An 18612-nucleotide genomic window follows, 5' to 3' on the forward strand; every position below is an offset into this window, starting at 1 on the left:
GAGCCCAAGGCTGGTAAGAGGCCCGCCGACGGGCGGCGCGGGACGCCGACCCGGGGGAGGACCCATGCCTCGTCTGTTTCCGCTCGCAGGAGCTGCGCTGATCGCCATGACCGCTGCCGCCAACGCCGATTTCGTCACCCTGCCCTCCGGCCTGAAGTATCAGGACGAGGTCGTGGGCACCGGCCCCGAGCCGAAGACCGGCCAGCAGGTGACCGTGCACTACACCGGCTGGCTCTACGAGAAGGGCCAGAAGGGCAAGAAGTTCGACTCGTCGCGCGACCGCGGCCAGCCCTTCACCTTCCAGATCGGCGCCGGTCAGGTGATCCGCGGCTGGGACGAGGGCGTCGCCACCATGAAGGCCGGCGGCAAGCGCACCCTCGTGATCCCGCCGGAGATGGGCTACGGCGCCCGCGGCGCGGGCGGCGTGATCCCGCCGAACGCCACGCTGCTCTTCGACGTCGAGCTGTTCGGCGCGAAGTAAGACGCGCGCCGGGGCAGGTCGACATCGTGCTGTTCGCACAGCTTCCCGACGACCTGTTCCGGCCGCTCGCCTCGCCGAGCCGCGCCTTCAACGCGGCCCTGCTGCTGCATCTGCACCGGCGGGTGATCGGCTCGGAGCCGATGCGCAAGGCGGAGCTGCTCGCCGAGATCGGCGCCTTCGCCGGCAGCTACGACACGCCGGAGCTTGCCGACGACGACACCTTCCCGCCGGACGCGGTCGAGCGGCGCTCGGCCCTCTACCGGCGCTTCCTCGAATCGGGCTGGCTGATCGAGCGGCGCGAGCGCTACGTGCCCGTGGTCGAGTTCGACCCCGAGGCGCGGCTGCTGCTGGAGGAGCTCTCGCGCATCGAGCGCGGCGAGACCCGCTCCTATGGCGGCGCGGTGCTGGAGGTGCTCGGCAGCCTGGAGAGCGCGCTCGCCAACCCCGCCGAGCGCTCGGAGGCGCTGGCCAACGCCGCCCGCGAGGCCAATGCCTTCCTCGCCCATCTGCGCGGCCTCGCCGGGGCCATGCGCAAGATCGAGGACCGCATCCTGCGGGAGGAGGACCGGCGCGCCGCCTTCCGCCTCTACTTCGAGGATTTCGTCGAGCGGCACCTGATCAGCGACTACCGGACGCTGCACACCCGCTTCAACCCGTTCCGCTTCCGCTCGGCCATCGTCCGGGAGGCGGGCCGCGCCCTGCGCGACGTGCTGATGATCCGGGCGCTCGCCGAGGGTCTGGTGCGTGAGGGCCGTGCCGGGAACGTCGAGGCCGGGGAGCGTGCCGTGCGCGCGGACCTTGCCGAGATCCTGGCCGTGTTCGAGGGGATCGACCGGCATCTCGACGCGGTGGACGAGGTCGTCGCCCGGATGGAGCGCCGCATCGCGGCGGCCGTGCGCTACATGGACCGGCCGGATTCGCTCGGCATCGAGCGCACCGCCGCGGCACTCCGGGCGGTCGGTGCCTCCGAGGCGGCGCCGGACGTCGCGGCCGACGTCTCGCTCCTGCGCCCGCCCATCGGCGAGCCCCATCTCTCGACGCCGCGGCGCCTGCGCGCGCCGATCGACATCGACCCGCTGCCCGAGATCGTGGTCGATTCCCGCATCGAGGCCTTCGTCGAGGCCAAGGCCGCCTTCCGCCGCCGCACCACCGTGACGCCCGAGCGCATGGCGGAATTCGTGGAGGCGCGGCTGCCGAAGCGCGGCGCCCTGCGCGGCTCCGAGCTGGAGATCGCGGACGTGGACGCCTTCATCGTGTTCCAGCGCCTGCGCGAGATCGACGTGCTGTTCGAGGGCGCGCTCGGCGCGCGCTTCGCCGTCACGCATCTGAGCGAGCGCCTCTCCAACGGCTGGCTCGACTGCCCGGATTTTGTGCTGGAACGCCGCGCCGATGCTTGAACCTTTCCGCGCCATCGTCGACGGCGACGAGCCCGCGCCCCCGGGCGCCCGGGCGCCGGATGCCGAGGAGCTGTCCCGCGCGCTGCAGGTGCTGCTGAAGGGGCAGGTGATCTATTCGAACACCCCCGGCATCGGCCGCTCCTACGAGCTCGCCCGCCACTACGCGCCCTTCTTCACCGACTATTTCGCCTGCCTCGGCTACCAGCTCGCCGTCTCCCACCGCGACCAGATGGTCTCGCTGACGCTGCCGGCCGATTCGGCTCGGCACGACATCGTCGCCGAGCGGCTGCGCAAGGACGAGACCCTGGTCCTGCTCAGCCTGCGCCTCGCCTACGAGGAGGGCGTGCGCGATCACCGCATCTCCACGGACGGCGTGGTCGAGTGCACCACCGACGACCTCGTGGAGACGATCCGCACCGCCGCCCGCTCCGACCCGCCGGACGAGGCGCGCCTCATCGAGATCCTGCGCCTGTTCTCCCGCCGCGGCGGCCTGCGCATGGGCGAGCGCGACCGCTCCGAGCGGATCACCCCGGTCTCGGTGCTGCCGGGCATCCTCGTCCTCGCCTCGGACGGCTGGCTGGAGCGCATCCAGGCCTGGGCCGAGTCCGCAGACCCCAGCGAATAGAGGGTCCCGGGTTGCATCCGCACGGCGTTGCCCGCAACAGGGCGGCGCGGCCTCGCGCGAGGTCGCGCCGACGCGCTGCCTCCGGGCCGGTCCCAAGGTCGATTCCTTGACCGGGCCGACGCGCCGGCCCGCTCGAAAACCGTTGTGGCAAGACCGGGTGTACCGCCTCACCGACATCGCGATCTCGAACTGGTACCTGATCCGGCGCGAGCAGATCCGTGTCCGCGGCGCGACCGCGCTCGTCGGGCCGACGGGCGCCGGCAAGTCCACGATCTTCGACGCGGTCGGCACCGTGCTCGCGGGCAACAATGCGAGCCGGCTGGCGCTGAACGCCTCGGCCTCGGGCCGCAGCGCGCGCACCGTGCGCGACTACTGCCTCGGCTGGATCAGCGATCCCGCAGAGGGCGGCCGGCCGACACGGGAATCCTGCGAGACCATCCTCGTCCTGGTCTTCGAGAACGAGCATACCGGCCGGATCGTCTCGGTGGGGCTGGCGCTCGCCGCGCGCGCCAGCGAGAGCCGCGAGACCGTGCTCTCGCGCTTCATCGCCACCGGCCACCGCTTCGAGATCGCCGACTACACCCGCCAGAACGGGGAGGGCAGCTACACCGCGCCCTGGAGCGAGATCGCGGCCGACCTTCGCCGCAAGGCCGAGACCTTCGAGGAGTTCCGCGCCTCCGGCGAGCGCTTCACCGCGGAACTGCTCTCCACCCTGCGCGAGGGCGCGCCGGTGCCGGACCCGCGCCATTTCCTGCGCAGCTTCGCCAACGCCGTCGCCTTCAAGCCGATCTTCGACACCAGCGCCTTCGTGCGCTCCTTCGTGCTCGATGCCGAGCCCCTCGACGTGGAGCGGGTGCGCCAGTCGGTGGAGAACTGGCGCGCGCTCCTCGAGACGATCGGCGAGCTGGAGCAGAAGCTCAACCGCCTGAAGCGCCTGCTCAACCGCTACGAGACCTGGGGCGACGCTGTGCTCGCCGCCGCGACCCACGAGGCCCGGGCGGCGAGCGCGGAGCTGCGCCGCCGCTGCCTCGATCTGCTCGGCATCCGGACCCGTCTGCGCGAGGGCGCGGACACCCTGCGCATCGCCCGCGAGAGCGTCGCGTCGAGCCGCGGCTTCGTGCGCGACATCGATGCCGAGATTGCCGAGAAGAAGGCGCTCGTCGCCGCGAGCGCCGCCGAAGGGCGGCTCGCTGCCTCGACGCTGGGCCTCTCCATGCTGGAGCGCGACCGGCGCGACCTGACGAACCGCGTCGGCGACCTCGTCGGCCTCGTCGCGCAGATGGGCAAGCTCCAGCCGGTGCTCGCCGCGATGCGCGCCTCCGCACCGGAAGCCGCCGCCCTCGCCGAGGCCTGCGCCCGCTCGGGGCTTCGCAAGGACGCGCCGCTGCCGGACCTGCTGCGTGCGGACGGGGCGCTGGCGGGGATCGTCGAGCGGCTCGCCCGCCTCGGCCCGTTCGAGGATGCCCTCGAGCGCGCCGCCGAGGATATCGGCATCCGCGCCCGCGCCAAGGAATCCGAGGCCGAGCGCACGGCGCCGGCCCCCGTCTCCGGCTCGTCGGCGCGGCTCTCCTCGGACACCATCGCCTTCCGCAACGAGCTCGCCCGCCGCGGCATCGACGCGACCCCGATCTGCGAGCTCGCCGAGATCGTCGATCCGGTCTGGGGGCAGGCCCTCGAAGGGCTGCTCGGTCGCGCCCGCGAGGCGATGGTGGTGGAGCCGCACCGCCTGGAGGAGGCGCTGCAGGTGCTCCAGGGCGGCCGCGACCGCTTCAGCCGCTGCATCCTGGTCAAGACCACCGACACCGCCCGCCACCGGGCGCGCCGCGACGACGACGGGCCGCTCTCCGTCATCGAGACCACGGACCCCCATGCCGAGGCCTTCCTCGGCGTGCGCATCGGCGGCTACGACCTCGCCCGCAACGACGAGGAATTGCGGCACATGAGCCGTGCCGTGGCGCCCTCCGGCCGGACCACCGCCGGCATGGCCTACACGGTGACGCGCTCGGTCGACCTCCTGATGACCCGGGGCAAGCGCGGGCCGACCCCCGAGAGCCGGCGCCTGCACGAGGCGGCGGTCACCGAGGCGCGGCGCCTGCGCAACGAGGCCGTGGTGCTGCGCGAGGCCGCCCGCGCGGCCGTGGCCATCCGCGCCCGGATCGAACGCGGGCTCGACGACGTCGATGCCCTGCGCGACGAGGTGGACGGACTGGAAGGCCGGCGCCGGACGCTCGCCACCGAGCGCGAGGCCATCACCAAGCAGGATGCAGGGAGCCTCGAGGCCGAGATCAAGGCGCTGAACACCGAGCGCGTCGCCTATCTGCGCGAGCTTTCCGAGGAGCTGGAGCCGAAGCTCGACCGGATGCTCGCCGACGAGGCGGCGCTGAAGGCCCGGCTCGGCTCGGCCCGGGAGGCCGCCCGCGCGGCGCTCGCGGCGCGGCGCAGCGCCCTCAACCGCTTCGCCGGCGGCGACCCCTTGCGCGTGCGCCTCCTGCGCGGCGTCGCGGTCGATCTCGCCCCGGTCGCGTCGGTACGCCGGGAACTCGCCGAGGCCGAGGGCAAGGCGATGAGCAGCTTCGCCGCCAGCGAGCGCACGCTCGCCCGCGAGGCCGCCGAGAGCGCCCGCGCGCAGGGACGCGCCGCCGAGCGCGACCTCACCGAGTATTGCGCGCAGTGGCGCATTGCGAACCCCCTCGGCCAGGGCGAGGCCCCGGCGAGCCTCGGCTACGATTTCGCCAAGCGCGAGCACGATGCGGTGGCCGGGCACGAGCTGCGCCGCTACCGCGCCCAGGCCGAGCGGGCCGAGGGCGAGATGCGCCGGCTGATGACCGAGGATCTGCTGACGCGGCTCGCCGACAAGTTCGAACGCGTCCATGCCCGCCTCGACGCCCTCAACGAGCGCCTGTCGTCGCGCAGCTTCACCGGCCAGACCTACGCCTTCGAGGCGGCGGTGGACCGGCGCTACGCAGCCGTGCACGCGCTGGCCACCGAGGTCGCGCGCTCGCCCGATGCCGCTCAGGCGCTGCTGGTGCCGGGCGAGGCGGGGGCGATGAGCGCGGCGCTGGAGGAGATCCAGGCGCTGATCGGCGGCGCCGAGGACGCGGCGCGGCTCGCCGATTACCGCAACTACTTCGTCTACGAGATCGGCATGAAGGGCCGCGACGGCAGCCGCACCACCATGTCGAGCCGGGCGCTGCGGGGCTCGGGCGGCGAGGCGCAGGCACCGTTCTACGTGGCGATCGCCGCCTCGCTCGCCAGCGCCTACTATCCCGGCGACCGGCCGGGCGACGAGAATCCGGGGCTCGGCCTCTGCCTCCTCGACGAGGCCTTCTCCAAGCTCGACGTGCGCAACAGCCAGGCGCTGGTCGACCTCTACGGCGCCTGGGGCCTGCAGCTCCTGATCGCCGCGCCCGAGGACAAGCGCACGACGCTCACAGAGGTGATGGACACCATCGTGACGGTCTACAAGAGCGCGGATCTGCGGTCGGTGCGGATCGAATCCGAGCATCCGCTGGAGGCAGCCAAGCGCGCGCTCGCGGGCATCAACCCCGACCGGATGGGCCTGGAGGCGTTCGGCGAGGTGGATTCGGCCTGATCCCGCGGGAACGCGCCCGGGGATGCCGCGGACGCTTCGGGAGCAGGGGGGGCGCCGCCGACGCGGAAGCGATCGGGAGGAACGTCCGGTCGGCGGCGCCGGCCGAGCGAGAGGGGGGATAACTCGCCTGACCGTGCCGCACTCTACGCCGCAAGCCGGGCGGCGCATTCACATACCGTAACGCGACACGGGAATTCGGCACACGATTGATACCGCCGGTTGTGCCGGCCATCGCACCGGGGATGCGCCCGGAACCGGGCTTGGCGCAGGGCGCCAAGCATCGCGTGTCGCAGTCGAGGACCGATGAAGGCCCTCCGGCAGGTCCTCAGTTGAGGTAGGTGCGGATCCAGTTCGGGGAGAGGATCTCGCCCTCCTCGGTGATGATCCAGGGCTGCTTGCCGGGGTCGGTGAGCGCGCCCGCGGCGGCGGCGATCGCCTCGCGCAGGGTGCCGAACCGCTCGGGCTGAGCCAGCGGCGAGCTCGCCGGGACCGAGCGCCAGATCGTCAGATCGGCGGGCCGTTCGAGAGCTTCGGTTTCCATGATGTCTGGTTTCCTTCCGAACCGTCTACGTCCGTCCAGGCACCCGCTCGCCATGGGGACAGGCACGAGCGGATCTCGATGTTATCGTCGTGAATGGCAGCATCTCTGCGGCGGCAATGCGATCATTTCGCAACCATCTTCGAGCGTCGGGCCACGATTGTGTCGAGAACCCGCACTGCCTCGACCGAAGTCGCGGGCTGTGATGCCTTGCTTCAGCGTCGAACACTGCATTGTCACTTGCGAAGATTGTCCCCGCCAGTGATGACCATTTCGTTAGCCCGTCCAGCGTGGCCGTGTCGTGCGCTGTCGCACGCTTTCAACTCGCTTGCGGCCGGGCCTCCTTGGTGTTGAAGGAATCAAGCTGAACGACCAGTTAAGGGCTGCCCGGGCGACCGACGCGGGCGCCGGACTGTGTCCGCAATGCTCAGTTTCCACCGGGACCAGGGGGTCAGGACGGCCGTGCCGGATCGTTTTGTGCGGGTGGCCTTGGCCGCGGTCGTGGTCCTGCTCGCGCTGTTCGTCGCGCAGCCCTACCTCACGGCGCTGCTGTTCTCGGCCGAGACGCCGCGGGCGGTGACGGCGCGCGGCGATCTCGCGCCGGCCGAGACCAGCACGGTCGCCCTGTTCGAGCGGGCGAGCCCCTCGGTGGTGCACGTCTTCGCGCAGGGCGCGGCGCGGGGGCAGGCCCTGATGAGCCTCGACGACGCGGACGAGCAGCAGCAGGGCCAGGGCGGCAACGCGCAGACCGGCACCGGCTTCGTCTGGGATGCGGCCGGGCATATCGTCACCAACAACCACGTGGTCCAGGCGGCGGCGCAGTCCGGCGGCACCATCGCGGTGCGGCTCTCCTCGGGCGAGGTGGTGCCCGCCCGGCTCGTAGGCACCTCGCCCGCTTACGATCTCGCGGTGCTGCGGCTCGGCCGCGTCAGCCGCATGCCGCCGCCGCTGGCCATCGGCACCTCGGCGGACCTGAAGGTCGGCCAGTCGACCTTCGCCATCGGCAACCCGTTCGGCCTCGACCACACGCTCACCACCGGCGTGATCAGCGCGCTGCAGCGCCGCCTGCCGACGGGGGAGGGGCGGGAGCTCTCGGGGGTGATCCAGACCGATGCGGCGATCAACCCCGGCAATTCGGGCGGCCCGCTGCTCGATTCCGCCGGACGCCTGATCGGGGTGAACACCGCGATCTTCTCGCCCTCCGGCGCCAGCGCCGGCATCGGCTTCGCCGTGCCCGTCGACGTGGTGAACCGCGTGGTGCCCGACCTCATCCGCATCGGGCGCGTGCGCAATCCCGGCATCGGCATCATCGCCGGCCAGGAGGCGACGGCGGCGCGGCTCGGCATCGACGGGGTCGTGGTGCTGCGGGTGCTGCGCGGCTCGCCCGCGGCCGGTGCCGGCCTGCGCGGCGTCGATCCGTCCACCGGCGAGGTCGGCGACGTCATCGTCGGCGTCGGGCAGAAGCCGGTGCACCGGCTCGCCGACCTGACCGCGGCGCTGGAGGCGGCGGGGGTCGGCCAGTCCGTCGACCTCACCGTGGAGCGCGACGGCCGCACGCGCAACGTGCGCGTCACCACCGCCGACGTCGCGGAGAACCGCCAGTGACCCGTCTCGCCCTGTCGATCGTCCTCGCCCTCGCGGCCGGCGCCGCCCAGGCTGCCGAGAGAACGGCCGAGACGCCGGCGCGCTCGCGCCTCTGTCCGGAGGACGCGCCCGAGGGGGTGCGCCTGCCGCCGCAGCCCGGCTGCGGCACGGGGGACAGGCCCGCCCGCCGCGAGGGCTTCCGCGCGCAGGGCGACGGGCTCGACATCCGGATCGGCGGCCGCGTCAGCGGCGATTTCGGCGTGCGGCGCTGATGCTCCTCGTCCTCGGCATCCTGGCCGCCCTCGGCCTCTGGTGGCTCTCGAAGAACGGGCGCACGCTCGATCCGCGCCTCACCGCCGGCCTCGTGCGCCGGGCCGCCTCCTGGGGCGCGCTCGCCCTGGCGGCCCTGTTCATGCTGCGCGGGCAGCTGGTGCCGGCCCTCGTCCTCGGGCTCGGCGGCCTCTGGCTGATGGAGGGGACGGAAGGGCTCGGCCGGCGCGCACGGGACTTCGTGAGGGGGTTCACCGGAGCGCCGCGCCCGCGGCTCTTCCGCTCCGCCCTCGTGGAGCTGGAGGTCGGCCCCGGCGACGAGCCGCTGGGCGGCCGGATCGTCGCCGGACCGCAGGCGGGCACGCGCCTCGACGCCCTCGGCCCGGCGGATGTCCGCGACCTCGTGCGGCTCTGCCGGACGCGCGATCCGGACGGCCTGCGCCTGCTAGAGGCTTATCTCGACCGCCGGCGTCCCGGCTGGCGTGTAGACGCTGAGGCTGATCGCGACCCGGGGCCGTTCCGCACGGCGAAGCCAGGGGCGATGACGGAGGAGGAGGCGTACCAGCTCCTGGGGCTTCAGCGCGGGGCGACCGCCGACGAGATCCGGGCGGCGCACCGGCGCCTCATGAAGAGCGCCCATCCCGACCAGGGCGGAAGCGCCGAGCGGGCGGCCCGCCTCAACGCGGCCCGCGACAGACTGACGAACCGACATCGCTGATACTCCACGCGCGTTGTCAGAGACTTCAGAGACTGGAGGCGGGCGGGCAGCCGTCCGCGCTCGCCGCGATCGAACGGATCGCGGCTGGCTGGCGGCCCAAGGGCCGCCGAGAGCTATGTCGAACGCTCAGCTCCGCGTGGCGAAGCAGCTGAAGCCGTTGCGCTTCAGCGTGGCGCAGGCATCCTGCGCGGCCTCCTGCTCGGAGAAGCCGGAGAAGCGGGCGCGGTAGAGCGTGGCGCCACCATGCTCGACCTTCACCGTGTAGGGGGCGGCCTTTGAGAGGCTGCCGCCGACCTTGGCGCGGGCCTCGGCCAGCATGGACTTGGCCTTGCCCTCGTCGTCCATGGCGCCGAGCTGGATCACCCAGGCGGTCGGCACCACGCGCGGACCATTGGCCAGGGCCTTGGGCGCCTCGGCGCGTGCAGTGGACGACTCGACCGAGGCGAGGCGCGCCTCCGACTTGGCGCTGCCGGGGAAGGGGGCCTGGGCGGGACTGCCGGCATAGGCCTGGGCGGCCTTCGGCAGGGCGCGGCCGGCAAATCCTCCGCTGCCGGGCGTGGCGGTCGAGCGGGATGGGGAGATGTCGAGGGGCTGGTTGCGGTCGGTCGAGCTCGTGGTCTCGACCTCGTCGTCGTCCGCGGAGGCGAGCTGGGTGCGGGTGCGCGAGACCGCATCGGCCACCACCGCGGGCCGGGCGCGCTCGGCGGCCTCGACCTGCGGCCCCGTCTGACGGGCGCCGGCATAGGCGCGGGGCAGGCTTCCGCGCACGAGGTCGGCCATGATGCGGTCGCGGCTGGCGCCCGACTTGCCGCCGAGCACGATCGCCACGATCTGGCGGTCGCCGAGCTTGGCCGCGGTCATCAGGTTGAAGCCCGAATCGCGGGTGTAGCCGGTCTTGATGCCGTCCACGCCCTCGACGGTGCCGAGCAGGCGGTTGTGGTTGCCGATCACCCGGCCGCGAAAGGCGAAGGAGCGGGTCTGGAAGTAGCGGTAGTAGCGCGGGAAGCGGTCCTGGATCGCGCGGGCGAGGATGGTGAGGTCGCGCGCCGTGGTGATCTGGTCGGCGTCGGGAAGGCCGGAGGCGTTGATGTAGGTGGTGCGGCTCATGCCCAGAGCGTGGGCCTTGGCCGTCATCATCTGCGCGAAGCGCTCCTCGGAGCCGCCGATGTTCTCGCCGATGGCGCAGGCCACATCGTTGGCGGACTTCGTGACGATCGCCTTGATCGCCTCCTCGACGGTGATGGTCGAGCCGGGGCGCAGGCCGAGCTTCGAGGGCGACTGCATCGCCGCCCGGGCCGAGATGGAGAGCTCCGAATCGAGCGCGAACTTGCCCCGCTCCATCTGCTCGAAGAGCATGTAGAGGGTCATCACCTTGGTGATCGAGGCCGGGTGGCGCAGCGCGTCCTCGTTCACGGCGTGGAGCGTCTTGCCGGTCTTCACGTCCACCACCATGGCGGCGTAGGGCGGGTTGTAGCCGCCGCCGGAACGGGCATGATGCGAACGGCGGCGCGCTTCGGCGGGCGCGGTCATCGCCGTGAGCACCGCGGCGGCGGCCAGCGCCGCGGCGAGCGCCGGAACCGTCCGGGAGCGGCTTTGTACGCTACGCATCACGTTCGATCGCCCTCGACAGACCGGCACCGGCCGGTTTGCATCGCACCATTCAGGCGGCCTGGACGCCATCGCCGTGGCGTCGCCGCATCGGTCGAAGATTAGGAAGGCGCGGTTACGCGCCGGTTAATGGAACCCGGCAAAATCAAGGCACGGTGAGACTTCAACTCAGCCCTTGACCGAGTTGCTGCAGTGCACAAAACTAGGCTTTGTCGTCTTGCGGTCCGGGAGGTCAGATGTACGGCGGTTCGGTTTTCCAGCCTTCCCTGTTCCAGTCCTTCGCCGGGCCCTTCGGGGCCCCGTTCGGCACCGACTGGGCGCGGCCGCGGGCCTTGCCCGATTCCGGCCTGAAGAGCCTCGGCGCCGCCACGCGCACCGCGTGGTCGATCGGCATCGAGTGGTACGACTATGCCAAGCAGTCGCAGGACATCGCGGTCGCGGCCGCCGGGCGGCTCGCCGGCGCGCGCAGCACCGCCGAGGTGCTCACGGTGCAGGCGACCTACCTGCGTGAGACGGGCGAGCTCGCCGCAGCGCGGATGCCGGTGTTCTGGAACCTCTCGCTCGCGCTCCTGAACGACCTCGCCCGCATTCCCGCAGTGCGGGCCGGCTGAGCGCCGGGCGGGTCCGCTGGAGCCGACGGAACCGCCCTCCGCACTCGGACAGTTGCGCGCAGGCGACTGGCGAAGTCGCCTATCGATCTGTAGATTGCAGGGCGCGCCTGCCGCTGCGCCTCACGCGCGCCGGGACGGACGAGATCGCGGCTCCGGCTGCCGCACTAGGGTTCGGTTCGAGAGAGATGATTCAGGTCCCGATACTGGGCACCGTACGTTCGCCGGCCGGCGCCGCGCCGGGCCGGACGCGTGTTCCCCTGATGGCGGGCGATACCGGCGGCTCGGGAGGAGACGACCGCTCGAACACCGCCATCATCACCCGCACGCGGACGCGCACGAAGCGGCCGAGCCTCTACCGGGTGCTGCTCCTCAACGACGACTACACGCCCATGGAGTTCGTGGTGCTCGTGGTCGAGCGGTTCTTCAACAAGAGCCACGAGGACGCCTACCGGATCATGATGCATGTCCATCACAACGGGGTGGGCGAGTGCGGCATCTTTACCTACGAGGTCGCGGAGACCAAGGTGACGCAGGTCATGGACTTTGCGCGCAAACACCAACATCCTCTCCAGTGCGTTATGGAAAAGAAATAGGCACCCACACCGAGGCCAGCTTTGCCCAGCTTCTCACGCAGCCTAGAACAAGCCCTCCACCGCGCCCTGGCGCTCGCCGGAGAGCGCCGCCACGAATATGCGACGCTGGAGCACCTGCTGCTCGCGCTGGTCGACGACCAGGACGCCGCCGCGGTCATGCGGGCCTGCAACGTCGAGATCGAGACCCTCAAGCGCAGCCTCGTCGAGTACGTCGACACCGAGCTCTCGAACCTCACCGGTGACGGGCGGCAGGACGCAAAGCCCACGGCCGGCTTCCAGCGCGTGATCCAGCGCGCGGTGATCCACGTGCAGTCCTCCGGCCGCGAGGAGGTGACGGGCGCCAACGTGCTGGTGGCGATCTTCGCCGAGCGCGAGAGCCACGCCGCCTACTTCCTGCAAGAGCAGGACATGACCCGCTACGACGCGGTGAACTACATCAGCCACGGCATCGCCAAGCGCCCCGGCGCCTCGGAGGCCAAGCCCGTGCGCGGCTCCGAGGAGGAGGGCGCCTCCGAGCGGCCGAGCGACGATGGCGAGACGCGCGGCGCCAAGAAGAAGGGCGACGCCCTCGACACCTACTGCGTCAACCTCAACAAGAAGGCCCGCGACGGCAAGATCGACCCGCTGATCGGCCGCGAGGCCGAGGTGCAGCGCACCATCCAGGTGCTCTGCCGCCGGCAGAAGAACAACCCGCTGCTGGTGGGCGACCCCGGCGTCGGCAAGACGGCGATCGCCGAAGGGCTCGCGCGCAAGATCATCCAGCACGAGGTGCCCGAGGTCCTGGCCGAGGCCACCGTCTTCTCCCTCGACATGGGCACGCTGCTGGCCGGCACCCGCTACCGCGGCGACTTCGAGGAGCGCCTCAAGCAGGTGATGAAGGAGATCGAGGCCCACCCGAACGCGATCATGTTCATCGACGAGATCCACACGGTGATCGGCGCCGGTGCGACCTCGGGCGGGGCCATGGACGCCTCGAACCTCCTGAAGCCGGCGCTGGCTTCGGGCACGCTGCGCTGCATCGGCTCGACCACCTACAAGGAGTACCGCCAGTACTTCGAGAAGGACCGCGCCCTGGTGCGCCGGTTCCAGAAGATCGACGTCAACGAGCCCTCGATCCCCGACACGATCGAGATCGTGAAGGGCCTGCGGCCGTATTTCGAGGAATTCCACAAGCTCAAGTTCACCACCGACGCGGTGAAGGCGGCGGTCGAGCTGTCGGCACGCTACATCAACGACCGGAAGCTGCCGGACAAGGCGATCGACGTGATCGACGAGACCGGCGCCTCGCAGATGCTGCTGCCCGAGGCGCGCCGCAAGCGCACCATCGGCGTCAAGGAGATCGAGGCGACCATCGCCACGATGGCCCGCATCCCGCCCAAGACCGTGTCGAAGGACGACGCGGTCGTCCTCCAGAACCTCACCGAGAACCTCAAGCGCGTCGTCTACGGCCAGACCAACGCCATCGAGGCGCTCACCTCGGCGATCAAGCTGGCGCGGGCGGGTTTGCGCGATCCCGACAAGCCGATCGGCGCCTACCTGTTCGCCGGCCCGACCGGCGTCGGCAAGACGGAGGCGGCCAAGCAGCTTGCATCCTCGCTCGGCGTCGAGATGCTGCGCTTCGACATGTCGGAATACATGGAGCGGCACACGGTCTCGCGCCTCATCGGCGCGCCGCCCGGCTATGTCGGCTTCGACCAGGGCGGCCTGCTCACCGACGGGATCGACCAGCATCCGCACTGCGTGCTCCTGCTCGACGAGATCGAGAAGGCGCATCCGGACCTGTTCAACATCCTCCTGCAGGTGATGGACCACGGGAAGCTGACCGACCACAACGGCAAGCAGGTCGACTTCCGCAACGTGATCATCATCATGACCTCGAATGCGGGCGCCTCGGACTTGGCGAAATCGGCCTACGGCTTCACCCAGAGCAAGCGCTCGGGCGACGACGTGGAGGCGATCAACCGCCTGTTCGCGCCGGAATTCCGCAACCGGCTCGACGCGATCATCTCCTTCGGCCATCTGCCGAAGGAGGTCGTGGCCAAGGTGGTCGACAAGTTCGTCCTCCAGCTCGAGGCGCAGCTCGCCGACCGCAACGTCACGATCGAGCTCTCGGACGAGGCCCGCGACTGGCTGGTGGAGAACGGCTACGACGACGCCATGGGCGCCCGCCCCATGGCCCGCCTGATCCAGTCCACCATCAAGACGCCGCTCGCCGACGAGGTGCTGTTCGGGCGCCTGAAGGATGGCGGCGCGGTCCGGGTCGTGCTGAAGAAGCCCGAGGATGCCGAGGCCAAGGCCGGCGTGAAGGATTCGCTCGGCTTCGAGTTCCCGGCGGGCCCGGTCACGCCGCGCCCCGAGAAGGACGTCACCAACGCGGCGAAGAAGAAGCGTTCCAAGCCGCGGGCGACGAGCCGCAAGAAGCCGCCGAAGGACGACAAGGGCGGACCCGGCGGCAAGGGCGTGCGCACCGTGCCGAAGGTGCCGCTCGTCCGGGCCTGAGCTTGCGCTCAGGCTTCCGTGATCGCGGCCGGGACGGTATGAGCGCGGCGGCGCCTGTTGGGGGGCCGCCGCGATCCGGAGGGGCTCCATGACCGATGACCTGCAAGAGGGGCCCCTCTCGCAAACCCAGTATGCTCCCGCGCCCAAGAAGCTGACGGCGCGCGAGCAGCGCCGCCGCCGCCGCCAGCGGCGCAAGCGCGGCGAGGAAATGCTGGCCTGGATCCTCGTCCCGCTGATCTGCTTCGGGATCTACTGGGGCGTCAATGCAGGCTTCGCCGCGCTCGGCACCTCGCCCGGCCAGGTCTGGGACCAGCTCATGCAGGTCAAGGCGCTGATGGAGAAGCGCGCGAGCTGAGATCCGGGTTTCCGAAGGGCTTCGCCCTCCGGCGGGTCGTCAGGGCAGAGCCCTGACATGCTTGTAAGGCTCGAGCTTCCGTCAGCCACGCCGCAGCGCATGCACCGAGAACAGGGCCTCCGGGTCCGTCCAGACCGCGCCGGCCGTCCAGCCCGCTTCAGCGGCGAGCGCCCGGAACCGCTCCACCGTGTACTTGTAGCTGTTCTCGGTGTGGATCGACTCGCCGGCCGCGAAGTCGAAGCGCCGGTCCGCCACCGCCACGCTCTGGGCGACGCGGCTCACGAGATGCATCTCGATGCGCGAATCCCGGGCGTTGAACACGGCACGGTGGGCGAAGGCCTCCGTGTCGAAGCCCCCGTCGAGCTCGCGGTTGATCCGCTCGAGCACATTGCGGTTGAAGGCGCCGGTGACGCCGGCCGCGTCGTCATAGGCGGCCTCCAGCACGTTGTGCGCCTTCACGAGGTCGACGCCGACGACGAGCGCCGCGCCCTCGCCGAGGATGGCGCCGAACTGGCGGAGCAGGCGCACGGCCTCGGCCGGCTCGAAATTGCCGATGGTCGAGCCCGGGAAGAAGCCGGCTCGCGGCGCGCCGTCGAGATCCGCCGGCAGCGAGAAGGGCTGCGTGAAGTCGGCAGCCACGGGCTCGATGCGCAGATGGGGGAAGTCCCGCCCGAGGGCGGCGGCCTGCTGGCGCAGGAAGCTCTCGGAGACGTCCACAGGCACGTAGGCGGCGAGGTCGGGCAGGTGCGGCAGCAGGCGCCGCACCTTCGCGGTCGAGCCGCTGCCGAATTCCACAAGCGCCGCGCCGCGCGGCAGGGCGGCGGCGATCTCGGGGCCGCTCGCCTCCAGGATCCGCAACTCGGTCCGGGTCGGATAATATTCCGGCAGGCGGGTGATCGCCTCGAACAGGTCGGAGCCGGCGGCGTCGTAGAAGTACTTGGCGGGCAGGGTCTTCTGCGCCTGGGAGAATCCGTGGACGACGTCGTCCAGGAAGGCGCGCGGCTCCGGCGCCTGGGTGACGGGCGTGGCGGCGGTGAACACGGGCTTGACGGTCACGGGCGGGCTCCTCGATGCGACGGGCTCAGGCGCGCTGATGCGCGAGACGCAGGCCCGTGAACTGCCAGCGCTGGTGAGGGTAGAAGAAGTTCCGGTACGGGAGGCGGGCATGGCCCTCGGGCGTCGCGACGGAGGAGCCGCGCAGCACGAACTGGTTGGCCATGAACTTGCCGTTGTACTCGCCGAGGGCACCCGGCAGCGGCCGGTAGCCGGGATAGGCGGTGTAGGCGCTGCGGGTCCATTGCCAGACGAGGCCGAAGGCGTCGTCGAGCTGCCCGGCCCCGGCGGCGACCTCCCATTCGGCCTCGCTCGGCAGGTCGCGCCCCGCCCAGCGGGCATAGGCATCCGCCTCGTAGTAGCTGATATGGGTAACGGGCAGGTCGGGCTCGACCGGGCGGCGGCCGGCGAGCGTCATCACGCTCCAGCCCGCATCCTCGCGGCGCCAGTAGCCCGGCGCCTCCCAGCCTTCACCCTGTGCGGCGATCCAGCCATCCGAGAGCCAGAGGTCGGCCCGCTCGTAGCCGCCGTCGCGCATGAAGGCCTGCCACTGGCCGTTGGTGACCAGCGCCCGGTCGATGGCGCAGGGCAGGATCAGCGCATCGTGGCGCGGATGCTCGTTGTCGAAAGAGAAGCCCGCGCCCGCATGGCCGACCTGCGCGATGGCGCGGTCCAGCTCAACGGCACCGCCGCGGGCATGCGGCCTCGGGAAGCGCCAGCCCGCGTCGTAGGTGGCGCCGAGCGGGTTCTGCGCGAAGGCGTGCAGGATGTCGGTGAGGATCAATTCCTGGTGCTGCTGCTCGTGGTAGAGCCCGATCTCCAGGATCGGCAGGACCAGCTCCAGCGCCGCCGGGGCGGCCTGACCGAGCAGCACCTCCACCGCCCGGTCGACATGCCGGCGATAGGCGGCGACCTCCTCCGCGTCGGGCCGCGTGATCAGGCCGCGCGCGATGCGCGGCTGCCGCGGGCCGGCCGCGACGTAGTAGGAATTGAACAGGTAGTGCCAGCGCTCGTCGTGGATCGCGTATCCCGGCAGGTGCTCGCGCAGCAGGAACTGCTCGAAGAACCACGTCGTGTGCGCCCGGTGCCACTTGGTCGGGCTCGCATCGGCCATGGACTGGATCTGCTGGTCTTCCCGCGAGAGCGGCGCGGCGCGGCGCTCGGTCTCGGCGCGGACGTGCCGGAAGGCGGACAGCCAGGCCTCGCGGTCGACCGGCCGGGCGTCCACCGATGGGGGCGGGAAGGCCGCCCGCGTCTCCGCCGCCGGGGCTTCACGGGTCGCCGCTGTCGCTGCCATCGCATCGTCCTCTGTCTGCACGTCACCGGAAAACGTTCTGCTCCCCGGAGAGTTCTTTCGGAGGAGATATGGCCCCGGTTGCCTCCGACGACGCGGGTGCGGCATCCGGCCCCGGTGCGGCCGGCGGTGGAGATCGGGAGCCTTTTTCCGGCCGCAGTGAGATGGCTTTAACCCTCGCCTCCGACACTGCCGGTTCGAAGCGTACGGGGTATCGCGGACAGATGCGGATCGATCTCATGGCCGGGGCCACCCTGTCCGTCGGAGCGGTGCCCGCCTCCGCGGAGCCGACCATCCTGGTCTTCGATTCCGGGCTCGGCGGCCTCACCGTGCTGGACGAGGTGCGCCGCGTCCGGCCGGATGGGCGCTACGTCTACGCGGCGGACGACGCCGCCTTCCCCTATGGCCGGCTGAACGAGGCGACGCTGGTCGCGCGCGTCATCGCGGTGATGGAGCGGCTGATCGCCGTGCACCGGCCGGACCTCGTGGTCATCGCCTGCAACACCGCCTCGACCCTGGTTCTGCCGGCCCTGCGCCAGCGCTTCCGCACGCCCTTCGTCGGCGTCGTGCCGCCGATCAAGCCGGCCGCCGAGACGACGCGCAGCGGCCTCGTCTCGCTGCTCGCCACGCCCGGCACGGTGGCGCGCTCCTACACCCGCGACCTCATCGCCACCTACGCGCAGACCTGCCGGGTGGCCCTCGTCGGCTCGCCGAACCTCGCGAACTACGCGGAGGCCGAGCTCGCCGGCGAGCCGGTCTCCGACGCGGCGCTCGCGGCCGAGATCGCGCCCTGCTTCGTCACCGCCGAGGACGGGGCTCGCACGGACGTGGTCTGCCTCGCCTGCACGCATTACCCGCTGCTGCGCGCCCGCTTCGAGCGCATCGCGCCCTGGCCGGTGAGCTGGATCGATCCGGCTCCGGCGATCGCCCGGCGGGTGGTCCAGCTCATCGGGCCGGTGCCGCGCAGGGCCGATGCCGGCATGGCCGCGGTCGTCGGCACCTTCACGGGCGGCGCCCCCGTGAGCGCCGCCCTGCGCGCCTCGCTCGCCGCCCGCGGGGTGGCCGATCTCGGCGTCGAGGCGATGCCGCTGGTCCTCCAGTAGCGCGCTCCAGAACAGGTCGGGCGCTTGAGCGGCGCGCCGGCTTGGGCCAAGGCAGGGGCGTCGTCAGGGGCGTCGGTCGCGCGCGAAGGATCCATGAGGAAGCCGAGAACGCTCACCCGGAAGCCGGAGCCCGAGCCGGAGAAGCCGGCGGCCAACCCGCTCCTGAGCCCCGAGAAGGTCGCGGACGACACCGAGTCGAGCATCCGGCCGCTGAGCCTGTCGGAGTTCGTGGGCCAGCGCGCGGCGCGGGCCAACCTCCAGGTCTTCATCGAGGCCGCCCGCAAGACCGGC

General features: G+C 71.5%; 16 protein-coding genes and 1 pseudogene. 13 read left to right on the forward strand and 4 right to left on the reverse strand.

All coding sequences use genetic code 11. The features are described from left to right. The first annotated feature begins 64 nt into the window (after window positions 1-64). The 4 genes from MTDSW087_RS25660 (at window position 65) to MTDSW087_RS25675 (ending at window position 6095) form a co-directional block, all read left to right on the forward strand. On the forward strand, window positions 65-481 hold the full coding sequence (locus MTDSW087_RS25660) for an FKBP-type peptidyl-prolyl cis-trans isomerase (RefSeq protein WP_144767973.1): 417 nt from the start codon (window positions 65-67) through the stop codon (window positions 479-481). 26 nt (window positions 482-507) lie between these two features. Beyond that, window positions 508-1878, forward strand: a complete 1371-nt coding sequence (locus MTDSW087_RS25665) for a Wadjet anti-phage system protein JetA family protein (protein WP_144767975.1) — start codon at window positions 508-510, stop codon at window positions 1876-1878. Beyond that, window positions 1871-2503, forward strand: coding sequence for a DUF4194 domain-containing protein (locus tag MTDSW087_RS25670; RefSeq protein ID WP_144767977.1), 633 nt, complete (start codon window positions 1871-1873; stop codon window positions 2501-2503). Before MTDSW087_RS25665 ends, MTDSW087_RS25670 begins: the two co-directional genes overlap by 8 nt. Before the next feature lie 157 nt (window positions 2504-2660). Next, a complete protein-coding gene (locus MTDSW087_RS25675; RefSeq protein ID WP_144767979.1) occupies window positions 2661-6095 on the forward strand; it encodes an SbcC/MukB-like Walker B domain-containing protein in 3435 nt (1144 codons plus the stop codon). Window positions 6096-6420: 325 nt separating this feature from the next. Here MTDSW087_RS25675 and MTDSW087_RS25680 read toward each other — a convergent pair whose 3' ends face one another. Continuing rightward, window positions 6421-6636 carry a hypothetical protein gene (locus tag MTDSW087_RS25680; RefSeq protein WP_142586292.1) on the reverse strand — a complete coding sequence of 72 codons (216 nt, stop codon included), beginning with the start codon at window positions 6634-6636 and terminating at the stop codon, window positions 6421-6423. A gap of 459 nt (window positions 6637-7095) precedes the next feature. Between MTDSW087_RS25680 and MTDSW087_RS25685 the strand changes: the two genes are divergently transcribed. The 3 genes from MTDSW087_RS25685 to MTDSW087_RS25695 are packed head-to-tail and all read left to right on the forward strand — an operon-like array spanning window position 7096 to window position 9205. Beyond that, entirely contained in the window at window positions 7096-8238 is a 1143-nt protein-coding gene (locus tag MTDSW087_RS25685) for a S1C family serine protease (protein WP_144767981.1), read from the forward strand. Further along, window positions 8235-8489: a hypothetical protein gene (locus MTDSW087_RS25690; protein WP_144767983.1), complete on the forward strand. Its 255-nt coding sequence runs from the start codon at window positions 8235-8237 to the stop codon at window positions 8487-8489. Before MTDSW087_RS25685 ends, MTDSW087_RS25690 begins: the two co-directional genes overlap by 4 nt. Next, window positions 8489-9205, forward strand: a complete 717-nt coding sequence (locus MTDSW087_RS25695) for a J domain-containing protein (protein ID WP_144767985.1) — start codon at window positions 8489-8491, stop codon at window positions 9203-9205. The genes MTDSW087_RS25690 and MTDSW087_RS25695 overlap by 1 nt, the downstream gene beginning before the upstream one ends. Window positions 9206-9331: 126 nt before the next feature. On the opposite strand, the gene MTDSW087_RS25700 is transcribed toward MTDSW087_RS25695, so the two are convergent. Beyond that, complete coding sequence (locus MTDSW087_RS25700) at window positions 9332-10813, reverse strand: SPOR domain-containing protein (RefSeq protein ID WP_144767987.1); 1482 nt, start codon at window positions 10811-10813, stop codon at window positions 9332-9334. A gap of 236 nt (window positions 10814-11049) precedes the next feature. Here MTDSW087_RS25700 and MTDSW087_RS25705 point away from each other — a divergent pair, with 236 nt between their 5' ends. From MTDSW087_RS25705 to MTDSW087_RS25720, 4 genes are all read left to right on the forward strand, one after another. After that, window positions 11050-11424, forward strand: a complete 375-nt coding sequence (locus MTDSW087_RS25705) for a phasin family protein (protein WP_144767989.1) — start codon at window positions 11050-11052, stop codon at window positions 11422-11424. Window positions 11425-11609: 185 nt separating this feature from the next. Next, on the forward strand, window positions 11610-12017 hold the full coding sequence (gene clpS, locus MTDSW087_RS25710) for an ATP-dependent Clp protease adapter ClpS (protein ID WP_373321874.1): 408 nt from the start codon (window positions 11610-11612) through the stop codon (window positions 12015-12017). A 21-nt stretch (window positions 12018-12038) separates the two neighbouring features. Further along, entirely contained in the window at window positions 12039-14516 is a 2478-nt protein-coding gene (clpA, locus tag MTDSW087_RS25715) for an ATP-dependent Clp protease ATP-binding subunit ClpA (RefSeq protein ID WP_144767991.1), read from the forward strand. Between the two features lie 88 nt (window positions 14517-14604). After that, window positions 14605-14871: a hypothetical protein gene (locus MTDSW087_RS25720; protein WP_144767993.1), complete on the forward strand. Its 267-nt coding sequence runs from the start codon at window positions 14605-14607 to the stop codon at window positions 14869-14871. An 81-nt stretch (window positions 14872-14952) separates the two neighbouring features. Here the strand turns inward: MTDSW087_RS25720 and egtD are convergent, their stop codons facing one another. Together egtD and egtB are read right to left on the reverse strand one after the other, a co-directional pair. Beyond that, window positions 14953-15927 (reverse strand): L-histidine N(alpha)-methyltransferase, encoded by a 975-nt coding sequence (egtD, locus tag MTDSW087_RS25725; protein ID WP_238178593.1) that lies wholly within the window; start codon window positions 15925-15927, stop codon window positions 14953-14955. 25 nt (window positions 15928-15952) lie between these two features. Beyond that, window positions 15953-17221 (reverse strand): ergothioneine biosynthesis protein EgtB, encoded by a 1269-nt coding sequence (gene egtB / locus MTDSW087_RS25730; RefSeq protein WP_144767997.1) that lies wholly within the window; start codon window positions 17219-17221, stop codon window positions 15953-15955. 221 nt (window positions 17222-17442) lie between these two features. On the opposite strand from egtB, the gene murI reads away from it, so the two are divergent. Continuing rightward, window positions 17443-18321, forward strand: coding sequence for a glutamate racemase (gene murI / locus MTDSW087_RS25735; protein WP_144767999.1), 879 nt, complete (start codon window positions 17443-17445; stop codon window positions 18319-18321). 93 nt (window positions 18322-18414) lie between these two features. Further along, window positions 18415-18612: pseudogene (locus MTDSW087_RS25740) on the forward strand (Holliday junction branch migration DNA helicase RuvB); the annotation flags it as partial.

It is taken from the genome of Methylobacterium dankookense, assembly GCF_902141855.1.
Lineage (GTDB): Bacteria > Pseudomonadota > Alphaproteobacteria > Rhizobiales > Beijerinckiaceae > Methylobacterium > Methylobacterium dankookense.

Bases quoted from the DNA above. Each gene is read 5' to 3' on its own strand.
- MTDSW087_RS25680 (WP_142586292.1), bottom strand. From the start codon at position 6,636: ATGGAAACCGAAGCTCTCGAACGGCCCGCCGATCTGACGATCTGGCGC.
- MTDSW087_RS25695 (WP_144767985.1), top strand. From the start codon at position 8,489: ATGCTCCTCGTCCTCGGCATCCTGGCCGCCCTCGGCCTCTGGTGGCTC.
- murI (WP_144767999.1), top strand. From the start codon at position 17,443: ATGCGGATCGATCTCATGGCCGGGGCCACCCTGTCCGTCGGAGCGGTG.
- MTDSW087_RS25720 (WP_144767993.1), top strand. From the start codon at position 14,605: ATGACCGATGACCTGCAAGAGGGGCCCCTCTCGCAAACCCAGTATGCT.
- MTDSW087_RS25660 (WP_144767973.1), top strand. From the start codon at position 65: ATGCCTCGTCTGTTTCCGCTCGCAGGAGCTGCGCTGATCGCCATGACC.
- clpS (WP_373321874.1), top strand. From the start codon at position 11,610: ATGATTCAGGTCCCGATACTGGGCACCGTACGTTCGCCGGCCGGCGCC.
- MTDSW087_RS25670 (WP_144767977.1), top strand. From the start codon at position 1,871: ATGCTTGAACCTTTCCGCGCCATCGTCGACGGCGACGAGCCCGCGCCC.
- MTDSW087_RS25705 (WP_144767989.1), top strand. From the start codon at position 11,050: ATGTACGGCGGTTCGGTTTTCCAGCCTTCCCTGTTCCAGTCCTTCGCC.
- MTDSW087_RS25700 (WP_144767987.1), bottom strand. From the start codon at position 10,813: ATGCGTAGCGTACAAAGCCGCTCCCGGACGGTTCCGGCGCTCGCCGCG.
- egtB (WP_144767997.1), bottom strand. From the start codon at position 17,221: ATGGCAGCGACAGCGGCGACCCGTGAAGCCCCGGCGGCGGAGACGCGG.